This window comes from Pseudarthrobacter sp. 05T312 (assembly GCF_056396685.1).
The window spans coordinates 201,741-223,060 of sequence record NZ_JBFTLY010000003.1 but is presented as its reverse complement, the minus strand read 5'-3'; the positions used below and the strand labels follow the sequence as shown (position 1 = coordinate 223,060).

Annotated in this window: 19 protein-coding genes and 1 riboswitch; of the genes, 16 read left to right on the top strand and 3 right to left on the bottom strand. The window is 67.1% G+C overall.

The window, feature by feature from the left end; all coding sequences use genetic code 11:
• Positions 1–105: 105 nt before the first annotated feature.
• Both smc and ftsY read left to right on the top strand, forming a co-directional pair.
• Positions 106–3,693, top strand: coding sequence for a chromosome segregation protein SMC (smc, locus tag AC1DIP_RS07035; RefSeq protein ID WP_477733313.1), 3,588 nt, complete (start codon positions 106–108; stop codon positions 3,691–3,693).
• Positions 3,694–3,755: 62 nt separating this feature from the next.
• Positions 3,756–4,961, top strand: coding sequence for a signal recognition particle-docking protein FtsY (gene ftsY, locus AC1DIP_RS07030; protein WP_477733312.1), 1,206 nt, complete (start codon positions 3,756–3,758; stop codon positions 4,959–4,961).
• A 9-nt stretch (positions 4,962–4,970) separates the two neighbouring features.
• Here the strand turns inward: ftsY and AC1DIP_RS07025 are convergent, their stop codons facing one another.
• Complete coding sequence (locus AC1DIP_RS07025; RefSeq protein WP_477733311.1) at positions 4,971–6,212, bottom strand: MFS transporter; 1,242 nt, start codon at positions 6,210–6,212, stop codon at positions 4,971–4,973.
• 226 nt (positions 6,213–6,438) lie between these two features.
• Between AC1DIP_RS07025 and AC1DIP_RS07020 the strand changes: the two genes are divergently transcribed.
• Together AC1DIP_RS07020 and AC1DIP_RS07015 are read left to right on the top strand one after the other, a co-directional pair.
• Positions 6,439–7,791 carry an ammonium transporter gene (locus tag AC1DIP_RS07020; RefSeq protein ID WP_477733310.1) on the top strand — a complete coding sequence of 451 codons (1,353 nt, stop codon included), beginning with the start codon at positions 6,439–6,441 and terminating at the stop codon, positions 7,789–7,791.
• Positions 7,788–8,126 carry a P-II family nitrogen regulator gene (locus AC1DIP_RS07015; RefSeq protein WP_159631736.1) on the top strand — a complete coding sequence of 113 codons (339 nt, stop codon included), beginning with the start codon at positions 7,788–7,790 and terminating at the stop codon, positions 8,124–8,126. The genes AC1DIP_RS07020 and AC1DIP_RS07015 overlap by 4 nt, the downstream gene beginning before the upstream one ends.
• 94 nt (positions 8,127–8,220) lie before the next feature.
• Here the strand turns inward: AC1DIP_RS07015 and AC1DIP_RS07010 are convergent, their stop codons facing one another.
• The gene (locus AC1DIP_RS07010; protein ID WP_476211566.1) at positions 8,221–9,621 is read right to left on the bottom strand and encodes a glucose-6-phosphate dehydrogenase; all 1,401 of its coding nucleotides are present in this window, start codon (positions 9,619–9,621) and stop codon (positions 8,221–8,223) included.
• Positions 9,622–9,705: 84 nt separating this feature from the next.
• Between AC1DIP_RS07010 and ffh the strand changes: the two genes are divergently transcribed.
• Together ffh and AC1DIP_RS07000 are read left to right on the top strand one after the other, a co-directional pair.
• Entirely contained in the window at positions 9,706–11,289 is a 1,584-nt protein-coding gene (gene ffh, locus AC1DIP_RS07005; protein WP_476211565.1) for a signal recognition particle protein, read from the top strand.
• 103 nt (positions 11,290–11,392) lie between these two features.
• Positions 11,393–12,127, top strand: coding sequence for an alpha/beta fold hydrolase (locus AC1DIP_RS07000; protein ID WP_477733309.1), 735 nt, complete (start codon positions 11,393–11,395; stop codon positions 12,125–12,127).
• Here AC1DIP_RS07000 and thiC read toward each other — a convergent pair.
• Positions 12,124–13,950, bottom strand: coding sequence for a phosphomethylpyrimidine synthase ThiC (gene thiC, locus AC1DIP_RS06995; protein WP_477733308.1), 1,827 nt, complete (start codon positions 13,948–13,950; stop codon positions 12,124–12,126). The genes AC1DIP_RS07000 and thiC overlap by 4 nt on opposite strands.
• Positions 13,946–14,053: riboswitch (TPP riboswitch) on the bottom strand. (Overlaps the previous gene by 5 nt.)
• A 77-nt stretch (positions 14,054–14,130) precedes the next feature.
• On the opposite strand from thiC, the gene AC1DIP_RS06990 reads away from it, so the two are divergent.
• From AC1DIP_RS06990 to lepB (AC1DIP_RS06945), 10 genes are all read left to right on the top strand, one after another.
• Positions 14,131–15,213: an amidohydrolase family protein gene (locus AC1DIP_RS06990; protein ID WP_477733307.1), complete on the top strand. Its 1,083-nt coding sequence runs from the start codon at positions 14,131–14,133 to the stop codon at positions 15,211–15,213.
• 98 nt (positions 15,214–15,311) lie between these two features.
• Positions 15,312–16,187, top strand: a complete 876-nt coding sequence (locus tag AC1DIP_RS06985) for a VOC family protein (RefSeq protein WP_141160153.1) — start codon at positions 15,312–15,314, stop codon at positions 16,185–16,187.
• 141 nt (positions 16,188–16,328) lie between these two features.
• A complete protein-coding gene (locus AC1DIP_RS06980; RefSeq protein WP_476211560.1) occupies positions 16,329–16,775 on the top strand; it encodes a hypothetical protein in 447 nt (148 codons plus the stop codon).
• A 218-nt stretch (positions 16,776–16,993) separates the two neighbouring features.
• Positions 16,994–17,416, top strand: a complete 423-nt coding sequence (gene rpsP, locus AC1DIP_RS06975; protein WP_018768286.1) for a 30S ribosomal protein S16 — start codon at positions 16,994–16,996, stop codon at positions 17,414–17,416.
• A 1-nt stretch (position 17,417) separates the two neighbouring features.
• On the top strand, positions 17,418–17,660 hold the full coding sequence (locus tag AC1DIP_RS06970; RefSeq protein ID WP_013601399.1) for an RNA-binding protein: 243 nt from the start codon (positions 17,418–17,420) through the stop codon (positions 17,658–17,660).
• A gap of 115 nt (positions 17,661–17,775) precedes the next feature.
• Entirely contained in the window at positions 17,776–18,321 is a 546-nt protein-coding gene (rimM, locus tag AC1DIP_RS06965; RefSeq protein ID WP_476211559.1) for a ribosome maturation factor RimM, read from the top strand.
• The gene (trmD, locus tag AC1DIP_RS06960; RefSeq protein ID WP_476211558.1) at positions 18,322–19,134 is read left to right on the top strand and encodes a tRNA (guanosine(37)-N1)-methyltransferase TrmD; all 813 of its coding nucleotides are present in this window, start codon (positions 18,322–18,324) and stop codon (positions 19,132–19,134) included.
• A 234-nt stretch (positions 19,135–19,368) separates the two neighbouring features.
• Positions 19,369–19,728, top strand: a complete 360-nt coding sequence (gene rplS / locus AC1DIP_RS06955; protein WP_476211557.1) for a 50S ribosomal protein L19 — start codon at positions 19,369–19,371, stop codon at positions 19,726–19,728.
• A gap of 82 nt (positions 19,729–19,810) precedes the next feature.
• Entirely contained in the window at positions 19,811–20,488 is a 678-nt protein-coding gene (lepB, locus tag AC1DIP_RS06950) for a signal peptidase I (protein ID WP_476211556.1), read from the top strand.
• Positions 20,489–21,319 carry a signal peptidase I gene (lepB, locus tag AC1DIP_RS06945; protein ID WP_476211555.1) on the top strand — a complete coding sequence of 277 codons (831 nt, stop codon included), beginning with the start codon at positions 20,489–20,491 and terminating at the stop codon, positions 21,317–21,319.
• The last annotated feature ends 1 nt before the right edge of the window (position 21,320 follow it).

Genomic DNA, 21,320 nt, shown 5'->3' with positions numbered 1-21,320 from the left:
CCGGGTCCCCGGTGCTGCTGCGGGGAATTGTCTGTCCTGCGCAGTAGATTGTAGTGAGCCGGATCCAGCAAAGTGCCCTACCCGCTCCAGGAGACCAGAAAAGCCTTGCACCTCAAAAGCCTCACCGTCCGGGGGTTCAAGTCGTTTGCGTCTGCCACCACCTTCGACTTCGAACCCGGCGTCACCGCCGTCGTGGGTCCCAATGGATCCGGCAAGTCCAACGTGGTGGACGCCCTGGCCTGGGTCATGGGCGAACAAGGGGCCAAGACGCTGCGCGGCGGCAAGATGGAGGACGTCATCTTCGCCGGGACCTCCGGGCGGCCGCCGCTGGGGCGTGCCCACGTTTCACTGACCATCGACAACACTGATGGCGCACTCCCCATCGAGTACAGCGAAGTGACCATTTCCCGGACACTGTTCCGGACGGGCGGGTCCGAATACGCCATCAACGGCGCCGGTTGCCGGCTGCTGGACATCCAGGAACTGCTTTCGGACTCCGGGCTGGGCCGGGAAATGCACGTCATTGTGGGCCAGGGCCAGCTGGACCGCGTCCTGCACGCCACTCCCGAGGACCGCCGCGGCTTCATTGAGGAGGCGGCCGGGATCCTCAAGCACCGCCGGCGCAAGGAACGCACCGTCCGGAAGCTGGAGGCCATGCAGGCCAACCTGCAGCGCCTGACCGACCTGACCGGCGAAATCCGCCGGCAGCTCACCCCCCTGGGGAAACAGGCCGAGGTAGCCCGCCGCGCCCAGCGGGTCCAGTTCGACGTCCGGGATGCCCGCGCCCGCCTGCTCGCCGATGACCTGGTCCAGCTGCAGCAGGCACTCGATCAGGACGTGGCGGACGAAGCCCAACTCAAGGCGCGCCGGACCGCCGTCGAACAGGAACTCGACGCGGGGCGCAGGCAGCAGGCGGCGCTGGAGCAGCTGGCAGCCGAGGCCACGCCCCGGCTCAATGCCGCCCGGGACACCTGGTACCGGCTCTCCACCGCGCGGGAACGGCTGCGGTCGCTGGGCTCGTTGGCCGCCGAACGGAGCCGCCTGCTGGGTTCCGACGAGGCTCCGCCGACTTCCGGCCGGGACCCGGAACAGCTGGAGCGCCAGGCGGCAAGGGTCCGGCAGGAGCTGGCCGAACTCGAACAGGACATCCAGGGCAGGCGGAGCGCCCTTGACGCGGCCAGTGCCGCGAAGGCGGAGGCGGAGCGGGCCGCGCAGGCAGAAGACCAGCGGCTCACCGCCGAGCTCCGCGCCGCAGCCGATCGGCGGGAAGGCCTGGCGCGGCTGGCCGGGCAGGTTGCCGCCGCCAGGTCCCGGGTGGAGTCCGCCCAGGCGGAACTGGGACGCCTGCGCGAGTCCCTCGCGGCCGGAACGGAACGCCGCGCCAGCGCCCAGGCGGAGTTCACGGCGCTGGAGAACCAGGTGGCCGGCGTGGAGCAGGGGGAAGAATCCCTCGACGCCGATTATGAGGCCGCCAGCGATGTCCTGGACACCGTCCTCCAGGAGATCGCAGACCTCAAAGCCGCCGTCAACGAGGGCGTGCGCAAGCGGGACGCCCTCGCCGCGCGCCTCGACGCCCTGAAGCTGGGCCTTAACCGCAAGGACGGCGCCAGGCACGTGCTGGAGTCCGGGCTTCCCGGAGTCCAGGAAAGCCTCGCCGCCGCGATCACGGTCCAGGCCGGGTTCGAGCCGGCCATCGCCGCTGCCCTGGGGGAAGCGTCCGAGGCAGTGCTCGTCCGGGACAGGGAAGCGGCAGGAGCCGTGCTGAAGCGGCTCAAGGACGACGACGCCGGGCGGGCGTCCCTGCTCCTTGCCACGGCTGCGGCACTCCAGGGGGATGGCGCCGGGGACCTGGCCCTGCCCGACGGGGCGCGGTGGGCCGCTGACCTCGTAGACGGACCTGCGGAGCACGTTGCCCTGGTCCGGCACCTGCTGTTCCGGACCGCCGTCGTCACCGGCATTGACGCCGCGGCTGCCCTGGTTGCTTCTTCTCCGGCGCTGACGGCCGTCACCCGGGAGGGGGACGTCTTCACGGCGGTCTCCGCCACGGGCGGGTCTGCCAAGGCGCCGTCCCTCCTTGAGGTCCAGGCGGCAGTGGACGACGCCGGCCGCGGACTGGCGGCGGTCACCGCGGACCTTGAACGGAACAGGTTCGCCCTGGCCGCCGCAGAGGCCCGGCGCAAGGGGGCGCAGGAGGATGCGGACGCTGCCCTGGACAAGCTGCACGAATCCGACGCCCGCCTCGCGGCCGTGGCCGAACGGCTGGGCCACTTGAACTCTGTCCTGCGCAGTGCTGTTGGCGAGAGTGAGCGGCTGGCGGCATCCCTGTCCAGGGCCGAAGCCAACGTCGCGGCGGAGGAAGAGGCGCTCGCCGCCGTCGCTGCCCGCTTGGCCGCGGCGCAGGAAGCGCCGGTGGAAGAAGAACCCTCCACGGAGCAGCGCGACGCCTTGGCCCGCGCCGCCTCCGCCGCCCGCGCAGCCGAAGTGGAGGCGCGGTTGTCCCTGCGCAGCGCCGAAGAACAGCTGGTGGCCACCCGCAACCGCGTGGCGTCCCTGGAACGCGCCGCAGCCACCGAACGCCGCGCCCGCGAGGAAGCGGCCGAGCGTGCTCGGCGCCGCCGCCTCCAGGCCCGGCGCGCAGCGGCCGTATCCGCCGGCGTGGAACGGGCACTCGGGTACGTGGACGTCTCCGTCGACCTGGCCCGGCACGAACGGGACCTGGCCGAGGAGAACCGCGAGCTGCGTGACCGCGGCCTGCGGGACATCCGGGAAGCGAACGAGGCCCTGGCCCGTGAACTGGCCCAGCTCACCGACACCGTCCACCGGGACGAACTTGCCCGGACGCAGCAGCGTGCCCGGATCGAGGCGGTGGAAACCCGCTCCGTGGACGAGCTCGGCATCACCCCCGAAGCACTCGTCAACGAGTTCGGGCCGCAGGTGCCGGTGCCCGTTCCGGCGGAGGAATCCAAAGACAAGTGGGCAGCCCTCCGCGCCCCCGTTGATGCTGACGGGGAGGAAATCAGGGAAGGCAAGCCGTATGTCCGGCAGGAGCAGGAGAAGCGGCTGCGCAAAGCCGAGCGGGACCTGGCAAGCCTGGGAAAGGTCAACCCCCTCGCGCTTGAGGAATTCGCGGCACTTGAGGAGCGACACCAGTTCCTGAGCACCCAGCTCGAGGACCTGAAGGCAAGCCGGCGCGACCTGCTGGACATCATCAAGGAAGTGGACGACAGGGTCCAGCGGGTTTTCACCGAAGCATTCGAAGATACACAGGCCCAGTTCATCAGGGTTTTCGAGCGGCTCTTCCCGGGCGGCGAAGGCCGCCTGGTGCTGACCGACCCCGCAGACATGCTCACCACCGGCATCGAGGTGGAGGCCCGGCCTGCGGGCAAGAAGATCAAGCGCCTGTCCCTGCTCTCCGGCGGCGAACGTTCCCTGACTGCGGTGGCGCTGCTGGTGGCCATCTTCAAGGCCCGTCCTTCGCCGTTCTACGTCATGGACGAGGTGGAGGCGGCACTGGATGACACCAACCTGGGCCGGCTCATCACCATCTTCGAAGAACTCCGGGAATCCAGCCAGCTCATCGTCATCACGCACCAGAAGCGGACCATGGAAGTGGCGGACGCGCTGTACGGCGTCACCATGAGGGGCGACGGCGTCTCCACCGTCATCAGCCAGCGGCTCGGGGCCGAGGTATAGCGGCAGGTCAGGGGCGTGGAAGGGGCCGGAACCGGGCAGGGCGTTTGTGAGAAGCTAGGGGGGTGAATGACATCCTTCCCATTGTCCTGTCCATCCTTGCTGCGCTGGTGGTCATCGGCGGCCTGATTCCGGTCCTGCTCAAGACCCGGAGGAACATCACCCGCTACCCGGGCACCAGGGATGCCAACGACCCCGAAGTCCGCTCCGGTGGAAGCACTGCGGTGGCGGACCGCGACGGAACAATCGGGGCGACGGCGCCGGAGGGCACGGACCTTGAAGGGCTGGACACCACCACCGTTCCGGACAATGCGGCCGGGCTGGAAACCATCCCCGTCGAAACCCCGCTGCCCGTCGCCGGCCGCCTGGCCCGCCTGCGGGAGCGGCTGGCCCGCTCCAACAACGTCATGGGCAAGGGCCTGCTGGCGCTGCTGTCCAGCGACCGGATCGACGAGAGCGTCTGGGATGAAGTGGAGGAGACCCTTCTGCTCGCGGACCTGGGAACCGAACCCACCATGCAGCTGGTGGATGCCCTGCGGGAGCGCGTCAAGGTCCTGGGCACCCGTACTCCGGAACACGTCAAGACCATGCTCCGGGAAGAACTCATCAAGCTGGTGGACCCCGCCATGGACCGCAGCCTCAACGTCCAGCGGCACGCGGACAAGCCCGCCGTGATGATGGTGGTGGGCGTGAACGGCGTGGGCAAGACCACCACCGTGGGCAAGCTGGCCCGCGTGCTGGTCGCCGAGGACAAGGACGTCCTGCTCGGCGCCGCCGACACCTTCCGGGCCGCCGCCGCTGAGCAGCTGGCCACCTGGGGCCAGCGCGTGGGTGTGCCCACCGTGAAGTCCGACATCGACGGCGCGGACCCCGCCTCGGTTGCCTACGAAGCAGTCAAGGCCGGCATCGAGCAGGAAGTCGACGTGGTCATGATCGACACCGCCGGCCGCCTGCAGAACAAGGTGGGCCTGATGGACGAACTTGGCAAGGTCAAGCGCGTCGTTGAAAAGCTCGCCGAGGTGGATGAGGTCCTGCTGGTGCTCGATGCCACCACGGGCCAGAACGGGCTGAACCAGGCGCGGGTCTTCTCGGAGGTGGTCAACATCACCGGCATCGTCCTGACCAAGCTGGACGGAACCGCCAAGGGCGGCATCGTCGTCGCCATCCAGAAGACCCTGGGTGTTCCCGTCAAGCTCATCGGGCTTGGCGAAGGTGCCGACGACCTTGCCCCCTTCGATACCGAAGGCTTCGTTGACGCCCTGCTGAACTGACAGGGGCGCTTAGGAGCCGGCCGCGCGCAGCGTCTCGCGGGTGGGCAGCCAGCCTGCTGCAGCCAGGAGCATGATCCCCCCGGTCACGCCGAAAGCCCAGCCGAAGCCCAGCCCGTCCGCGAGCATGCCCGCCACCAGCGGACCAACAATTGCCCCGACGTCGGACGTCATCTGGTACACGGCCAGCACCTTGCCGCCGGAGCGCGCGTTGCCGATGACGTCGGCGACGGCGGCCTGCTGGGCGGGACCGAAAAGCCCGGACCCGACGCCGGCGAGCGTCGACGCCGCCAGGAACCATGGCAGGTCCGAGGTGATGCCGATGGCTGCCGTGGACAGGGCCGCCACCAGGAGGCCGGAGATCATCATCGGCTTGCGTCCCACCGAGTCCGTCAGCCGTCCGGAGAACACCAGGGCGGCGGCGTTGCCGGCAGCAAACACCGCCAGTGCCAGGCCGGCGGCCTGAGGACCCGCACCGAAGGCGGCGGCGGCGAACAACGGCACCGTTGCCATCCGCACGCCGAACGTGGCCCAGCCGTTCGCGAAGCTGGAGATAAGGGCGGACCGGTAGGTTCCGGCAGCCAGGGCCTCGCCAAACCGCATGTCAGGAGCACGGTGTTGTGGCTCGCCGCCTCCCCGGCGCTGGTGGCTCAACTGGGTCTGGACCACGAATGCGGCCACCAGCAGCGTAGCGGCGTAGGCAAGGAACGGAACCCTCAGGCCCAGTCCCGCCAGCAGCCCGCCCACGATCGGGCCGCACACGTTGCCGATCAGGAAGGCCGAGGCGTAGGCTCCGGACACCCTGCCCCGGCTCTGGGGCGGCGCCAGCCGGACCACCAGGGCCATTGATGCCACGGTGAACATCACGGATCCGGCCCCGCCCAGCCCGCGGAACAGCAGCAACTGCCAGTAGTCCTGGGCAAAGGCGCACGCCGCGGTGGACAGCGCCACGATCAGCAGCCCGGCAACATAGATGGGCCGTTCACCGCGTTTGCCGATCAGGGCACCGCCGGCAGGAGCGAAGGCCAGCCGCATGAAGGCGAAGATCGCCACAATGACCGCGGCTTCGGTGTTACCCACCCCGAAGGTTGTTGCGAACTGCGGCAATACGGGCGCAACAAGACCGAAGCCGAGCGCGATAAGGAACGCCGCAGCCAGCATCACCTTGATGTCGCGGGGGAGTTTCTCCCGCTGCGGCCGCAGCCGGGCCAAAAACCTCGAAGTGGCGCCGCTTGCGCGGGATGGTGCCGTCATGGTGCGGGAGTCCTAGCTTGAACGGGAACCGGGTGGCTCTGCGGGTGCGGAAACATAACCGTAACAAGGCGGATATGCACCATTTACTTCCTAGAGGTTGATGTAACAGGCCGGCAATCTAAATCCTCCGCGGTCGAAACACGCCGCCCACAAACTCATTACAGGACGCAAAAAGGCGTTGGCAGGCGGAGTACTCCGCAAGATTCGATGAGAGAGGACGTGCACCATGGAACTTACCGCAGGTCACGTTTGGGTCATGGTAGCGGCAGCCCTGGTGCTGTTCATGACACCCGGTCTGGCATTTTTCTACGGCGGCATGACCCGCGCCAAGGCAGCCCTGAACATGATGATGATGAGCTTCATCTCCATCGGCATGGTGGGCGTCGTCTGGGTGCTCTGGGGCGCCTCCATGAGCTCCGGGGAAGGGTTCATGGAAATCGTGGGCAACCCGTTCGCCACGTTCGGCCTTGAGGGAATCAACACCCCTGACGGCCTGATCAAGGTCGGCTACGCGGCCACCTTCGCCATCATCACCGTGGCACTGATCAGCGGCGCCATCGCCGACCGCGCCAAGTTCGGCGCCTGGTCGGTCTTCGTTCCCGTGTGGGTCACGCTGGTGTACTGCCCCCTTGCCTACATGGTGTGGGGCGGCGGCCTGTTTGGTCCCGAAGGCGCGATCGGCAAGGCCCTGGGGCCCGCCATCGACTTCGCCGGCGGCACCGTGGTCCACATCAACGCAGGTGTGGCGGCACTGATCCTGGTCCTGATCATCGGCAACCGCAGGGGCTTCGGCAAGGACCCCAACCACCGCCCGCACAACATCCCGTTCGTTATGCTCGGCGCGGCCATCCTGTGGTTCGGCTGGTTCGGCTTCAACGGCGGTGCGGCAACCACCGCCGAACAGGGCGGCCTGATCTGGATCAACACCCTCGCAGCCCCCGCGGCAGCCATGCTCGGCTGGCTGGTGACCGAGCGCATCCGCGACGGACACCCCACCTCCCTCGGTGCTGCTTCCGGCGTCGTGGCTGGCCTCGTGGCCATCACCCCCGCCTGCGCCAACGTCAGCCCCGTCGGTGCCCTCGGCCTCGGCGTGGTCGCCGGTGTGGCTTCCGCCCTTGCCGTCGGCCTGAAGTTCCGCTGGGGCTTCGATGACTCGCTGGACGTCGTCGGCGTCCACCTTGTCTCCGGCATCATCGGCACCGTGTCCCTGGGCTTCATCGCACTGCCCGCCGACGGTGTCGGCGGCGGCCTTTTCTACGGCGGCGGACTCACCCAGCTGTGGGCGCAGCTCGCGGCAGCCGGCATCGCCATTGCCTACTCGGCGGTCCTGACGTCGATCATTGCGCTGGCCATCCACAAGACCATGGGCTTCCGGGTTTCGCAGGAACAGGAAACGGTGGGTGTGGACCTCAGCCTGCACGCCGAAACCGCCTACGAGTTCGGCCTCAGCGGCCACGGTGGAAGCTTCCAGCCGCTGCACGACATGATCACCGGCAAGGGCCAGGGCGAGACGGTCCAGGCAGCACCGGGTGCGCAAAAGGCACAGCCGGCAACAGGTAAGGAAAGCGTGGGGGCATGAAACTGATCACTGCAATCGTCAGGCCGGAAAAGCTCGAAGCCATCCGGGAAGGGCTGGAAGCCTATGGGGTCCAGGGCCTGACCGTCAGCGCAGCCAGTGGCTACGGCCGGCAGCGCGGCTACACCGAGGTCTACCGCGGAGCGGAATACAACGTGGACCTCCTGCCCAAGATCCGAGTGGAAGTCCTGGCCACCGACGAGCAGGCGGATGACATCCTGGACGTGATCATTGCCAGTTCGAACACCGGCCGGGCCGGGGACGGCAAGGTCTGGACCATGGACGTCCACGAGGCAGTGCGGGTCCGGACCGGGGAACGCGGAGTGGCTGCCATCTAAGGCAGCACACCACGGTTCCCGCGGGGACAACTGAAGACTGATGCAGGACGGGTGGGAACCGAAAGGTTCCCACCCGTCCTGCCATCGTTGGGGCTCAGCCCTTTTGCCGGTTGGTGGGCCAGGACGCCGGGCCGGCCGACCCGGCGTCGTACTCCTCCAACGGGACGTTGTTTTGTTCCCACGCCCTCAGCACCGGCTCAACAATCCGCCAGCAGTCCTCGGCAGTGTCGCTCCGGACCGACAGCAGCGGGTCACCGGCCAGGACACCCTCCAGCACTTCACCGTAGGGCAGGAGGTCGGACGCGCTCAGTTCCGCTTCCAGGGTGACCCGCCCGAGGCTGAAGATGTTTCCTGGGCCGTTGACGTCGACGTCGAACTCCAGCGTGTCCGGGCCAAATCCGATCCGCAGCTGGTTGGGGGAGTCCACACCGGTAAAGCCCTGCGGGAGGTGGGGCACCGGGAGGAAAGTGACCACCGCTTCCTTCCGTTTGTCGCCCAGGGCCTTGCCGGAGCGCAGGATGAAGGGGACGCCCCGCCAGCGCCAGTTGTCGATTCCCACCTGGATCTCGGCCAGCGTTTCAGTTCTCCGCGCGGCATCCACCCCGTCCTCCCCGGCGTAATCGGGCACCTGCTTCCCGGCCACCGAACCAGCCGTGTAGCGGGCCCGCCGGGAGTCAGTGACGGGATCCTTGACGCTGCTGGCGCGGAGGACGGCGGAAACCGCATCGCGCAGATCGCGCTCGCCGATGGTGGCCGGAGGTTCGATCGCCATGATGGCCATGACCTGCAGGAGGTGGCTCTGGATCATGTCGCGGAGGGCGCCGGCACCGTCGTAGTAGCGCGCCCGGCCTTCCAGGGCCAGGTCTTCGTCGAAGAAAATCTCCACCTTTTCCACGTGCTGCCGGTTCCACACAGGTTCCAGGAAGTTGTTGGCGAACCGCAGGCCCAGGATGTTCAGGACCGTGGCTTTGCCCAGGAAATGGTCCACCCGGTGGATGTGGTCCTCCGGTACCAGGCGGGCCAGGGTCCGGTTCAGGGAACGTGCCGACTCCTCGCTGGAACCGAACGGCTTCTCCATGACCAGCCGCGTGCCTTCGGGAACCTCCCGGGGCTGGAGTGTCTCGCAGGCCAGCTGGCTGATCCGGGGCGGAAGGGCGAAGTAGACCGCCACCGGCCCCTGCAACCCGGCGAGCAGGGCGGCAAGGGCACCCTTCTCCGTCACATCCACCTGGTGGTACGCCGTCTCCTTCCGCATCGACTCCAGGGCCTCCTTCCCTGCATTACCTGCCGCACCGGCAGCAGCGGCGAAGGATGCCTCCACCCGCTCCTGCCACTGTTCCGGTGTCCACGAATCCGAGCCGGCACCCACCAGGGCCAGGCCTTCCGCACGGCCGGCCGCAACAAGGCGGGCCAGGCCAGGGAGGAGGAGCCTGCCGGTGAGGTCGCCCGAGGCGCCGAGGATGAGCAAGGTCTTCACAGTCGTTTGGCTCGTCATTTGGCCAGCATGCCATCTACCGTGCCTGACTTGATACCCTAGATAGTCGAGTCCCGATCATCTCCTGAAAGAAGTTCACGGCGCGTGTTCAATTCACTGTCTGACCGGTTGACAGCAACCTTCAAGAATCTCCGCGGCAAGGGCCGCCTGACGGAGGCCGATGTCGATGCCACCGTCCGGGAGATCCGCCGTGCCCTCCTGGACGCTGACGTCGCCGTTCCGGTGGTCCGCGAGTTCACCGGGCGCGTCCGCGAACGCGCACTGGGAGCTGAAGTCTCCGGCGCGCTGAACCCCAGCCAGCAGATCGTTAAGATCGTCAATGAGGAACTCGTGGAGATCCTCGGCGGTGAAACCCGGCGCATCCGGCTGGCAAAGAACGGCCCCACCGTCATCATGCTTGCGGGCCTCCAGGGCGCGGGCAAGACCACCCTGGCCGGCAAGCTGTCCAAGTGGCTGAAGGCCCAGGGCCACAGCCCCATGCTGGTGGCCTGCGACCTCCAGCGCCCCAACGCCGTCACCCAGCTCCAGGTGGTGGGCCAGCGCGCCAACGTGCCGGTCTTCGCCCCGCACCCGGGAGCCACCTCCACGGAGCTGGACCAGCCCGCCGGTGACCCGGTCGCCGTCGCCCGCGCCGGTGTGGAGGAAGCACGCCAGAAGCTGCACGACGTCGTGATCGTCGACACCGCCGGCCGCCTTGGCGTGGACGCCGGCATGATGGAGCAGGCCCGCCAGATCCGCCGCGCCATCGTCCCCAACGAAGTGCTGTTCGTGATCGACTCGATGATCGGCCAGGACGCCGTCAACACGGCGCTCGCGTTCGATGAAGGCGTGAACTTCACCGGCATCGTGCTGTCCAAGCTCGACGGCGATGCCCGCGGTGGTGCCGCACTGTCCGTTGCGTCGGTCACCGGCAAGCCGGTCATGTTCGCCTCCACCGGCGAAGGCCTGGACGACTTCGAGCTCTTCCACCCGGATCGGATGGCCTCGCGCATCCTGGACATGGGCGACATCCTCACGCTCATCGAACAGGCCGAAAAGGCCTGGGACAAGGACGAAGCTGCCCGGATGGCGAAGAAATTCGCCGACCAGGAGGACTTCACCCTCGAAGACTTCCTGGCCCAGATGCAGCAGATCCGCAACATGGGCTCCATGAAGAAGATGCTCATGATGATGCCGGGCGCGCAGAACATCCGGCAGCAGCTGGAACAGTTCGACGAGCGGGAAATCGACCGCGTAGAAGCGATCGTCCGGTCCATGACCCCGCACGAGCGCCTGGCGCCCAAGATCATCAACGGCTCGCGCCGGGCACGTATTGCCCGTGGCTCCGGTGTCCACGTGTCCGAGGTCAACGGCCTGCTGGAGCGCTTCGCCCAGGCCCAGAAGATGATGAAGAAGATGGCCCAGGGCGGCATGCCGGGGATGCCCGGAATGCCCGGCATGCCCGGAGCCGGGGGCGGCGCGCGGAAGAACGCAAAGAACGCACCGAAGAAGAAGGCAAAATCCGGCAACCCCGCCAAGGCGGCACAGGAGCGCAAGGAGGCGGAAGCCCGCCGTGCCAACGCCGCCAAGGCGCTTCCCACCGGTGCTGCGTTCGGCCAGCAGGGCGGCGACTTCGACCCGTCCTCGCTGAACCTTCCCAAGGGCTTCGACAAGTTCCTGGGCAAATAGGAGTTCCCCGGCATCAGGAAGCGCCAGGTGCCGTCTTGACCGCTCAAGACGACACCTGGCGCTTTTTCGTTGGGATGTCGGCAGCGTGGAATAGGGTTGGGACATGTTCAAGCAGAGGGTAGTTTTCGTGCACGGCGCCGGAAGTTTCGGTGCCGCCGCGTGGCCCCGCCAGCACGGCATGGCACTGTCCTATGACGCCCTGTTCCTCCGCCGGCACGGCTACGATGCCGTCGCGGAGCCGGTGGAATCTTCGTTCGCGGAAGACACCGCAATCATCCTGCGGTCCCTGGGGGACGACGGCCGCGGCGCTGCCGGCGGACACGTGGTGGCACACGCCCAGGGTGCCATCGCAGCCATGATGGCCGCCGTTGAACGCCCCGACCTGGTCTTTTCCCTGACCCTGGTGGAGCCCGCCTGCCTGTCCCTGACCGCGGAACTGCCGGCCACGGCCGCCCACATCAGCCTGATGCAGCCACTGTTCGACGTCCGCCACCAACTCAGCGATGACGACTTCCAGCGCGAGTTCGTGCGCAGGATCTACGCCACCGACCTCCAGCAGCCTGCCACCGCCGAGGAGAAACGGTCCGCGCGGCGGCTGCGGCTCCAGGAGCCTTCGTGGGAAGCGCCGCTGCACATTGTTCCGGGCGTCCCCACCCTGGTGCTCACCGGAGGGTGGGAGCCGCTTTATGAGGAAATTGCCGGGTACCTCCGGGAAACCGGTGCCCTGCACCGCGTTGCCGCGGGAGGGCACCGGCCCCAGGACTCCCTGGACGGGGACCGGGCCATCCGCCAGTTCATCAGTGGGGTCAGCAGGAGCCAGCCCGCCCGGGCGTCCTAGCCTTCGGCGGGGACCCGCAGCTCCGGCAGGTACACCTTGCCGCCGGCTGCCAGGAACTCCTCGCTCTTCTCCCGCATGCCGGAGGCCATGTCCGCCAGCGCAGCCTGCGCCTCCGCGGACCCGTATTCGTCCCGGATGTCCTGGCTGATCCGCATGGAGCAGAACTTCGGACCACACATGGAACAAAAGTGCGCCGTCTTGGCCGGTTCGGCCGGCAGCGTCTCATCGTGGAACGACTCCGCGGTCACGGGGTCCAAGGACAGCGCGAACTGGTCACGCCAGCGGAACTCGAACCTTGCCTTGGACAGGGCATCATCGCGCTCATGCGCCCCGGGGTGGCCCTTGGCCAGGTCTGCGGCGTGCGCTGCGATCTTGTAGGTGATCACCCCCGTTTTCACGTCGTCCTTGTTGGGCAGGCCCAGGTGTTCCTTCGGCGTGACGTAGCAAAGCATGGCAGTGCCGTACCGGGCGATTTCGGTGGCGCCAATGGCCGAGGTGATGTGGTCATACCCCGGCGCCACATCCGTCACCAGGGGCCCCAGGGTATAGAAGGGCGCACCCTTGCACAGTTCCTGCTGCCGCTCCACGTTCTCGCGGACCAGGTGGAAGGGAACGTGGCCTGGCCCTTCCACCATCACCTGCACGTCGTATTCCCAGGCCCGCTGCGTCAGTTCGGCGAGGGTGTCCAGTTCGGCGAACTGGGCGGCGTCGTTGGCGTCCGCCGTGGAGCCGGGGCGGAGGCCGTCGCCCAGCGAGAAGGCGACGTCGTATTTGGCGAAGATTTCGCAGAGCTCATCGAAGTGCGTGTACAGGAAGTTCTCCTGGTGGTGGGCCAGGCACCAGCCGGCCATGATCGAGCCGCCGCGCGAGACGATGCCGGTCACCCGGTTGGCCGTCAGCGGGACATACCGCAGCAGCACGCCGGCGTGGATGGTCATGTAGTCCACGCCCTGCTCGCACTGTTCGATCACGGTGTCGCGGAAGATCTCCCAAGTGAGGGCGTTGGCCTCGCCGTTGACCTTTTCCAGCGCCTGGTAGATCGGCACCGTCCCGATCGGCACGGGGGAGTTGCGGAGGATCCACTCCCGCGTGGTGTGGATGTCGTCGCCGGTGGAGAGGTCCATGACGGTGTCGGCGCCCCACTGGGTGGCCCACTGCAGCTTGTCCACTTCCTCGGCGATTGAACTCGTCACGGCGGAGTTGCCGATGTTCGCGTTGATCTTCACCAGGAAGGCCTTGCCGATGATCATGGGTTCGGATTCCGGATGGTTGATGTTGTTGGGAATGATGGCGCGGCCGGCAGCCACTTCGCTGCGCACCAACTCCACATCGCAGTTTTCGCGCAGGGCCACGAACCGCATTTCCTGCGTGACGATTCCCTGCCGGGCATAGTGCATCTGCGTCACCGTCCGGCCGTCGACGGCGCGGCGGGGCACCGGCTGCGCACCTTTCCACTCCGCGGAGGCGGCGCCGCGGCGCACGGCCGAGCGGCCGTCGTCGAGCAGGTTGCGCTCCCGGCCGCCGTAGGGCTCGGTGTCAGCCCGTGCCGCGATCCACTCGGAGCGGAAGGGCTGCAGGCCGCGGACGGGGTCGCTGCCGGGTCCGGCGGTCCGGTAGGTCCGGAAGGGTGCGTTCGGCTGGCCGTTGGGGGACGGCTCAAGGGCAATTTCGGTCACCGGTACCCGGATCCCGGACGCCTCATCCGCAACGTAGGCGAGTGAATGCGACTTCAGCGACTGGGTTACCGGCGGCACTGAAGCGTCGCCGGGCTCCCCGTCGGACGGTTGGAGGGCAGGGTTCAACTGGGTGTTTTGCGTACTCAAGGGAATACTCACTTCCTTCGCCGGCATTACCCGGACAGGTTCAACGGTCGCAGGCTGCGTCAGCCCGATCTCAGCCCCTGCAAGGGCACCCGTGTGGTCAGGAACGAAGCTACCACAGGCACCTGGAGCGCCCTTGTCATAATTCCGGTGCTAGCCTGACCGGGCATCGAAAGGAGCCCCATGGCAGACATCATCCACTTCCGAGGCCCCGTCCTCACTGCACCGGACAGGGTGCGGCACGGGCTCTGGTCCGTGGACGGCAGGCTTACGTTCAGCAGGCCGGCGGCTGCTCCGGACCGGATTTTGGACGGCTGGGTGCTCCCGGGCTTCGTGGACGCGCACTGCCACATTGGGCTGGGTGCCGCTGGTCCGGTCGAACCCGCGGCCGCCAGGGACCAGGCGCGCGCGGACCTCAACGCCGGAACCTTGCTGGTCCGGGACGCGGGTTCGCCGGCAGATACCCGCTGGATGCAGGGCGGCAGGGACTTCCCGGTGTTGATCCGGGCCGGGCGCCATATCGCCCGGACGCGCCGCTACCTGCGGGGGTTCGCCGAGGAAGTGGAGCCCGGGGGCCTCGTGGAGGCCGTCCGCAAGCAGGCGCGCGACGGCGACGGCTGGGTCAAGCTCGTGGGGGACTGGATTGACCGCGGCGCAGGCGACTTGTCGCCGTCGTTTCCTGCCGACGTCGTACGCGATGCCGTCCGGGCCGCACACGACGAAGGGGCCCGGGTGACAGCGCACTGCTTCGCCGAAGACACCCTGGACCAGGTGCTGGACGCAGGCATTGACTGCGTCGAGCACGCTACCGGGCTGCTGCCCCGCCACGTGCCCCGGTTCGTGGAGCAAGGTGTACCGATCGTGCCCACGCTCATCAATATCGCCACCTTCCCCGACATTGCTGCGCAGGCGGAGCCCAAGTTCCCGCGGTATGCCGCCCACATGCGCGCCCTCTGGGAACGCAGGATGGAGCGGGTGGCGGAAGCCCATGCCGCGGGGGTCCGCATTTTTGCCGGTACCGACGCCGGCAGCGTGATCCGGCACGGCAGGATCACGGACGAAATCCTGGCCCTGCACGGCGCCGGCCTGCCCATGGACGCGGCCCTCGACTCCGCCTGCTGGGCAGCACGAACGTGGCTGGGAGCGGACGGAGTGGAGGAAGGGGCCCGCGCCGACGTCGTCGTGTGCCGGGAAGACCCGCGGGCGGCGCGGGAGACCATTACGGCCCTGGAGCACGTGGTGCTGGGCGGGCGGATCATTCGCTGACAAACGGCTCACCGGGACTTGGAATAAATTGAAGCTTCAAGTAATTTTAAAGTGTGACAGGCCGCCAACGGGACGGCCGCCAATGCAAGGAGCCTTCAATGACCGCATCAGCCAGCAGCCAGGATCTTCTTCCTGCCGACCTCGCCATGGGCACCGTGATGCTCAAGGTGGGCGACATGAAGGTCATGACCGACTACTACCAGCGCGCACTGGGCCTTGAGGTGGTCGCCGAGCAGGATGGCGGGCTCTACCTTGGCCGCCTCGGCAGGCCGTTGGTCCACCTCGCGCCGGCTCCCGGACTGCACCTTCCCGGCAGGGGAGAGGCAGGCCTGTTCCACACCGCGCTGCTCTTCGAGGACCAGGCTTCCCTCGCCGCCACCGTCGCCACTGCAGCCCAGTACGAGCCGCGGGCCTTCACCGGCAGCGCCGACCATTTGGTCAGCGAAGCCTTCTACTTCACCGACCCCGAGGGCAACGGCATCGAACTGTACTGGGACCGTCCCCGCAGCAACTGGTCCTGGAACGGGACCGACGTGGTCATGGACAGCCTGGCGCTCCCGCCGCAGCGCTACCTCGAGCAGTACCTTACCGAGGAGTCCCTGGAGGGGCAGCGGCAAACAGCGGCCGGCGTGGGCCACGTCCACCTCCAGGTTGGCGATGTGCAGACCGCCCGGGACTTCTACGTGGGGACCCTCGGGTTCGAAAAGACCGCGGGCTGGCACGGGCAGGCATTGTTCGTTTCCGCGGGCCGCTACCACCACCACATGGCCATGAACGTCTGGAACAGCCGCGGCGCAGGTCCGCGCAAGGACACCCTTGGGCTGGGTGAGGTGCTGATCGAGGTTCCGTCGGGGGACGACGTCGGCGCCCTGACTGACCGCCTCAAGGTTGCCGGGGTGCCGGCTCACCACACGGGCTCGGAGCTTCGGTTCGAAGATCCGTGGCGCAACCGGATCCGCGTCGCCGTCCGCTGACCGCTGGGCCTCCCGCGCCACTTCGCGGGAGGCCGGTCCGGCGTGCAAGGGCGCCCCTGCAGCTACTAGGCTGATTCCGTACGGCCGGGCGGCAGGAAGTGTCCGGCGGGCAGCTCCGTCAACGGAAGAAGGACACCAGCCATGGGCTTCACCGAGATCTTTGTCGCCACCCATGACGCCGCGCTGAAACATGCCGGCCTCCTTGATGAAGGCCGCAGCGCCTCCGCGGCGGACACTGCTGCGGTGCGGATCGAGGGAATCACCGATTTTGAACTGGAACAGCTCGGCGATCTTGCCGGGACGGCCGTCCATGCCGGCGGAGCCGACTACGAGCTGACCATGGTGGACGTCGCAAGCGACTCCCTCCTCGCCGTCCCGCCGGCCATGGTCCGCGCCCTGGCGGACCTCCTCACCTACGAAACCGAAGGCGAGGGAAACGTCCTCGACGATGTTGCCGAGCAGTGGGCCGGCCAGGAGGACATGCCGTTCGCTGCCGCCCAGGCGCGGACCTACGTGCAGCAGCTCGCGGCGCTTGCCGCCGGAATCAACGATTCCGAGCGGACTGGACTCTACGTTTGGTCCGCCTGACCCTCCCGGCCGCGCCCGGGAAACCTTCGCGCAGTGTCACCGGCGCCCGCGCCAAGTCGAAATAACGGCGTTCATCTGGCACAATAAACAGGTACTCGATCTGCGTGGCCCCTCTCTCCGCGTCCGGATCCTGTCCTTCGAGCCCGCAAGTACGGCCCGCCCCACGGGTGCAGAAAGCCGGGTTCACCCCTTTTTCTGAAACAGGAGTGACCACAAAAGTGGCCGTAAAGATTCGCCTTAAGCGCTTCGGCAAGATGCGCGCCCCGTACTACCGCATCGTCGTCGCGGACTCACGCACCAAGCGTGATGGCCGCGCCATCGAGGAGATCGGCAAGTACCACCCCACCGAAGAGCCCTCGTTCATCGAGGTCAACTCCGAGCGTGCCCAGTACTGGCTCTCCGTCGGCGCCCAGCCGTCCGAGCAGGTTGCCGCGATCCTGAAGATCACCGGTGACTGGCAGAAGTTCAAGGGCCTGCCGGGCCAGGAAGGCACCCTCAAGACCAAGGTCGCGAAGGAAGCTTTCGTTGCTCCGGAGAAGGGCTCGGTCATCATCCCGGAAGCCATCACCAAGAAGGCCTCCAAGTCTGACGCTGCCGAGGCCCCGGCCGACGCCGAAGCTGAGACCACCGAGGCTGAGTAAATTGCTGGCAGAAGCGCTGGAGCACCTGGTCCGCGGAATCGTTGATTCCCCGGACGACGTCAAGGTCAGTTCAAAGAGCAACCGCCGCGGGGACACCCTCGAGGTGCGCGTTCACCAGGACGACCTCGGACGGGTGATCGGCCGCCAGGGCCGCACGGCACGCGCACTGCGCACCGTGGTGGCAGCACTGGCCGGCGGCGAACCGGTAAGGGTCGACGTCGTCGACACCGACCGCCGCCGCTGAGCGCTCGGCAATATTCAGTTTTGTTCCGGCCCCTCCACCACCAGGTGGAGGGGCCGGAGTTCTTTCCAAGCACATAGCTTCACTAGCACCACCACAACCCGGAACAGAGGAACAGATGCAGCTTCAGGTGGCACGGATTGGCAAGCCGCACGGCATTCGCGGGGAAGTCACCGTCCAGGTGCTGACCGACGCCCCGGAGGACAGGTTTGTCCCCGGAACGGAATTCGTGGTGGAGCCCGCAGCGTCCGGTCCGCTGACCTTGAGCAGCGCGCGCTGGAACAAGGACATCCTGCTGCTTGGCTTCGAGGAAGTGGCAGACCGCAACAGGGCCGAAACCCTTCGCGGTGCCAAGCTCTTCATCGAGACCGAAGAGCTGGAGGAAGACGACGACGAAGGCTGGTACGAGCACGAACTGGTCGGCCTGGAGGCCCGGGTGGGCCCGCAGGTGGTGGGCAAGGTGACAGCGCTGAACACCATGCCGGTCCAGGACCTCCTGGTGGTCACCACCCCGGCCGGCGAAGAGGTCCTCATCCCGTTCGTGGAGCAGATCGTCCCGGAAGTAAACCCCGGCGAAGGCTTCATTCTCCTTACCCCGCCGGACGGCCTCTTCGAACTGAACTCGGACGAAGCCGCCGCCCCGGAAACGGAAGGCCGGGACTAGATGCGGATCGACGTCGTCAGCATCTTCCCCGAATACCTTGCCCCGCTTGAACTCTCGCTGATTGGCAAGGCCCGCCAGGACGGCATCCTGGACCTGCATGTCCACGACCTGCGCAGCTTCACCACGGACAAGCACCGTTCCGTCGACGACACCCCGTACGGCGGGGGCGCCGGTATGGTCATGAAGCCCGAGCCCTGGGCGCAGGCTCTTGCCGCGGTGGCCGAAGGGCGCCCGGAAAAGGATCGCAAGCCCGTGTTGATTGTTCCGTCGCCCGCGGGGGAGCGGTTCACCCAGGCCCTCGCCTACGAGCTTGCCGAGGAACAGCACCTGGCATTTGCGTGCGGGCGGTACGAGGGCATCGATGAGAGGGTCATCGAATGGGCGCAGGAGCACTTCACCGTCCGGCCCGTGAGCCTGGGCGACTACGTGCTCAACGGCGGCGAAGTGGCCGTCCTGGCCATGGTGGAGGCCATCGGCCGCCTGCTGCCGGGCGTGGTGGGCAATCCCGAATCGCTGGTGGAGGAATCCCACTCCGACGGGCTCCTCGAGTATCCGGTCTACACCAAGCCCTCCGTGTGGCGGGACCGGGAGGTGCCCCCGGTGCTCCTCAGCGGCAACCACGGAAAGATCGCTCAGTGGCGCCGGCACGAACAATACCGCCGGACGGCGGAGCGCCGGCCGGACCTCCTTGAAGGGTTCGACGCCGGGAGCCTCCCACGCGCGGACCGCACCGAACTGAACAACCTGGGCTACGACGTCGTGGGCGGCAGGCTTGCCCGCCGCCCGGCCGAGCCGGCTGAACGCCGGGACTAACGCCGGCCGAATTGGCGTAACCCTGCCGCTGTGGCAAAATTAACCCTTGTGTCTGCTGGGTCCGCACCTGCCACAGGGGGTAGCGCGGCCAACAGCCTGACAACCGGCTCCCTCAACCCTTGAAGCGGCCGGGACTTTACTTCGGCGGTGAGCCCCCGGCCTGCTTTACAGCAGCCGGACTTGCCTGCCGTGACCTAAAGTGAATGACCTGTGGCGTTCACCAGGAGTGCAATCATGCATATTCTCGATTCCCTCGACGCAGCCTCGCTGCGCAACGATGTTCCCCAGTTCCGCGCGGGCGACACCCTCAAGGTGCACGTGAACATCATCGAAGGCAAGAACACCCGTGTCCAGGTCTTCCAGGGCTTCGTCCTGGGCCGCCAGGGTGACGGCGTTCGCGAAACCTTCACGGTCCGCAAGGTTTCCTTCGGTGTCGGCGTGGAGCGTACCTTCCCGGTGCACTCCCCGATCATCGAAAAGATCGAGGTTGTCACCAAGGGTGACGTCCGCCGCGCCAAGCTGTACTACATGCGTGCGCTGCGTGGCAAGGCCGCCAAGATCAAGGAAAAGCGCGACTTCAGCTCCGCAAAGTAAGTCCTTTCGGACTTACCGCCGACTGGAGCGCGGCCGTACCCGGCAAGCGCCGGAGCAATGCACCAGCGCCAGGATACGGACCATGCACCAGACAAAACGCCAGCCCCGCAAAATGGGCTGGCGTTTTGTCTTTCTGGCACTGCTCCTCGCCGTCGCCATCAGCGGCCTGGTCAGGTCCCTCTGGCTCGATGTCTACTTCATTCCCTCGGAGTCCATGGAGCCGCTCCTGGAAGGCGGCGACCGGATCCTTGTCTCGCGCACAGACTTCCAAACTGAACCCATCCGCCATGGCGACGTTGTCGTTTTCGACGGGCGCGGCAGCTTTGCGCCCCTGAACAGCGGCAAAGGCCCGCTGGTGGACGCCGCCGCCTCCGCCATGCAATGGCTTGGGCTGGCCGGCAGCGACACCACCTACGTCAAGCGAGTGATCGGCCTCCCCGGTGACACCGTGGTCTGCTGTGATGCCGGAGGGAAAGTCACGGTCAACGGGACGGCGCTGGATGAGCCTTATGTCTTCCCCGGGGATGCGCCGAGTACGCAGAAGTTCAACACGGTGGTTCCCGAGGGCAGGCTGTGGCTGATGGGGGACCACCGGTCCGTGTCCGCCGATTCACGCAGCCTGCTCGGTGCTCCCGGCGGTGGACTCGTTCCACTCGACCGGGTGATCGGCAGGCCGGTCCAGATCCTCTGGCCGCTTGATAGATTTGCCCCAGTAGCACGGCCGCCCGCACCGGGGCCCACAACAGAGAACGGACGGTAAATGCCCGAGAACCACGCGCGGAACCCTGAACCGCGCCATGACGGCGCTTCCGGGGAACCGGACGTTCCAGCCTCTTCTTCCGTGCCCGGCGAAGGCCCTGAGCCGGAAGCTCCCGCCAGCAGGCGCAACCGGTTGGGGTCCAAAGCCGCCGGCAAGCCCGCCGGGAATCCCTTCCTGGGCTGGCTGAAGGAAATTGCCACCGTGGTTGTCATCGCCGTAGTGCTGTCCTTCCTCATCAAGACCTTCCTTTTCCGCGCCTTCTTCATCCCGTCCGAATCCATGGTGAACACCCTGGACGTCGACGACAGGATCTTCGTCAACCTCCTGGTTCCCGAGCCCTTTGCCCTGAGCCGTGGCGACGTCGTCGTCTTCCGTGACACCAAAGGCTGGTTGCCGCCGGCCCCGGCCAAGTCCCAGGGCCCCTTCACCTGGGTCCAGGACGGCCTGACGTTCGTTGGGCTCCTGCCGGACAACTCTGAGCAGCACCTCGTCAAGCGGGTCATCGGACTGCCGGGGGACCACGTGGTCTGCTGCGACGCCGGCGGTAAACTGACCATTAACGGCACTGCCATCGACGAGACGTACATCAACCCCGCCGAAGTCCCGCAGGTCCGCAACTTCGATGTCACCGTCCCGGAGGGCAAGGTGTGGGTGATGGGTGATAACCGGAACCACTCCGCCGACTCCCGCGCGCACATGGAGACCGACGGCGGATTCGTCGACCTCAAGGACCTCGAGGGCAAGGCTGCCGTGATTGCATGGCCGCTGAACAGGATCAAGACCCTGGACAACTACCCTGACGTCTTCAAGAGCGTTCCGGCGGCCCACTGAT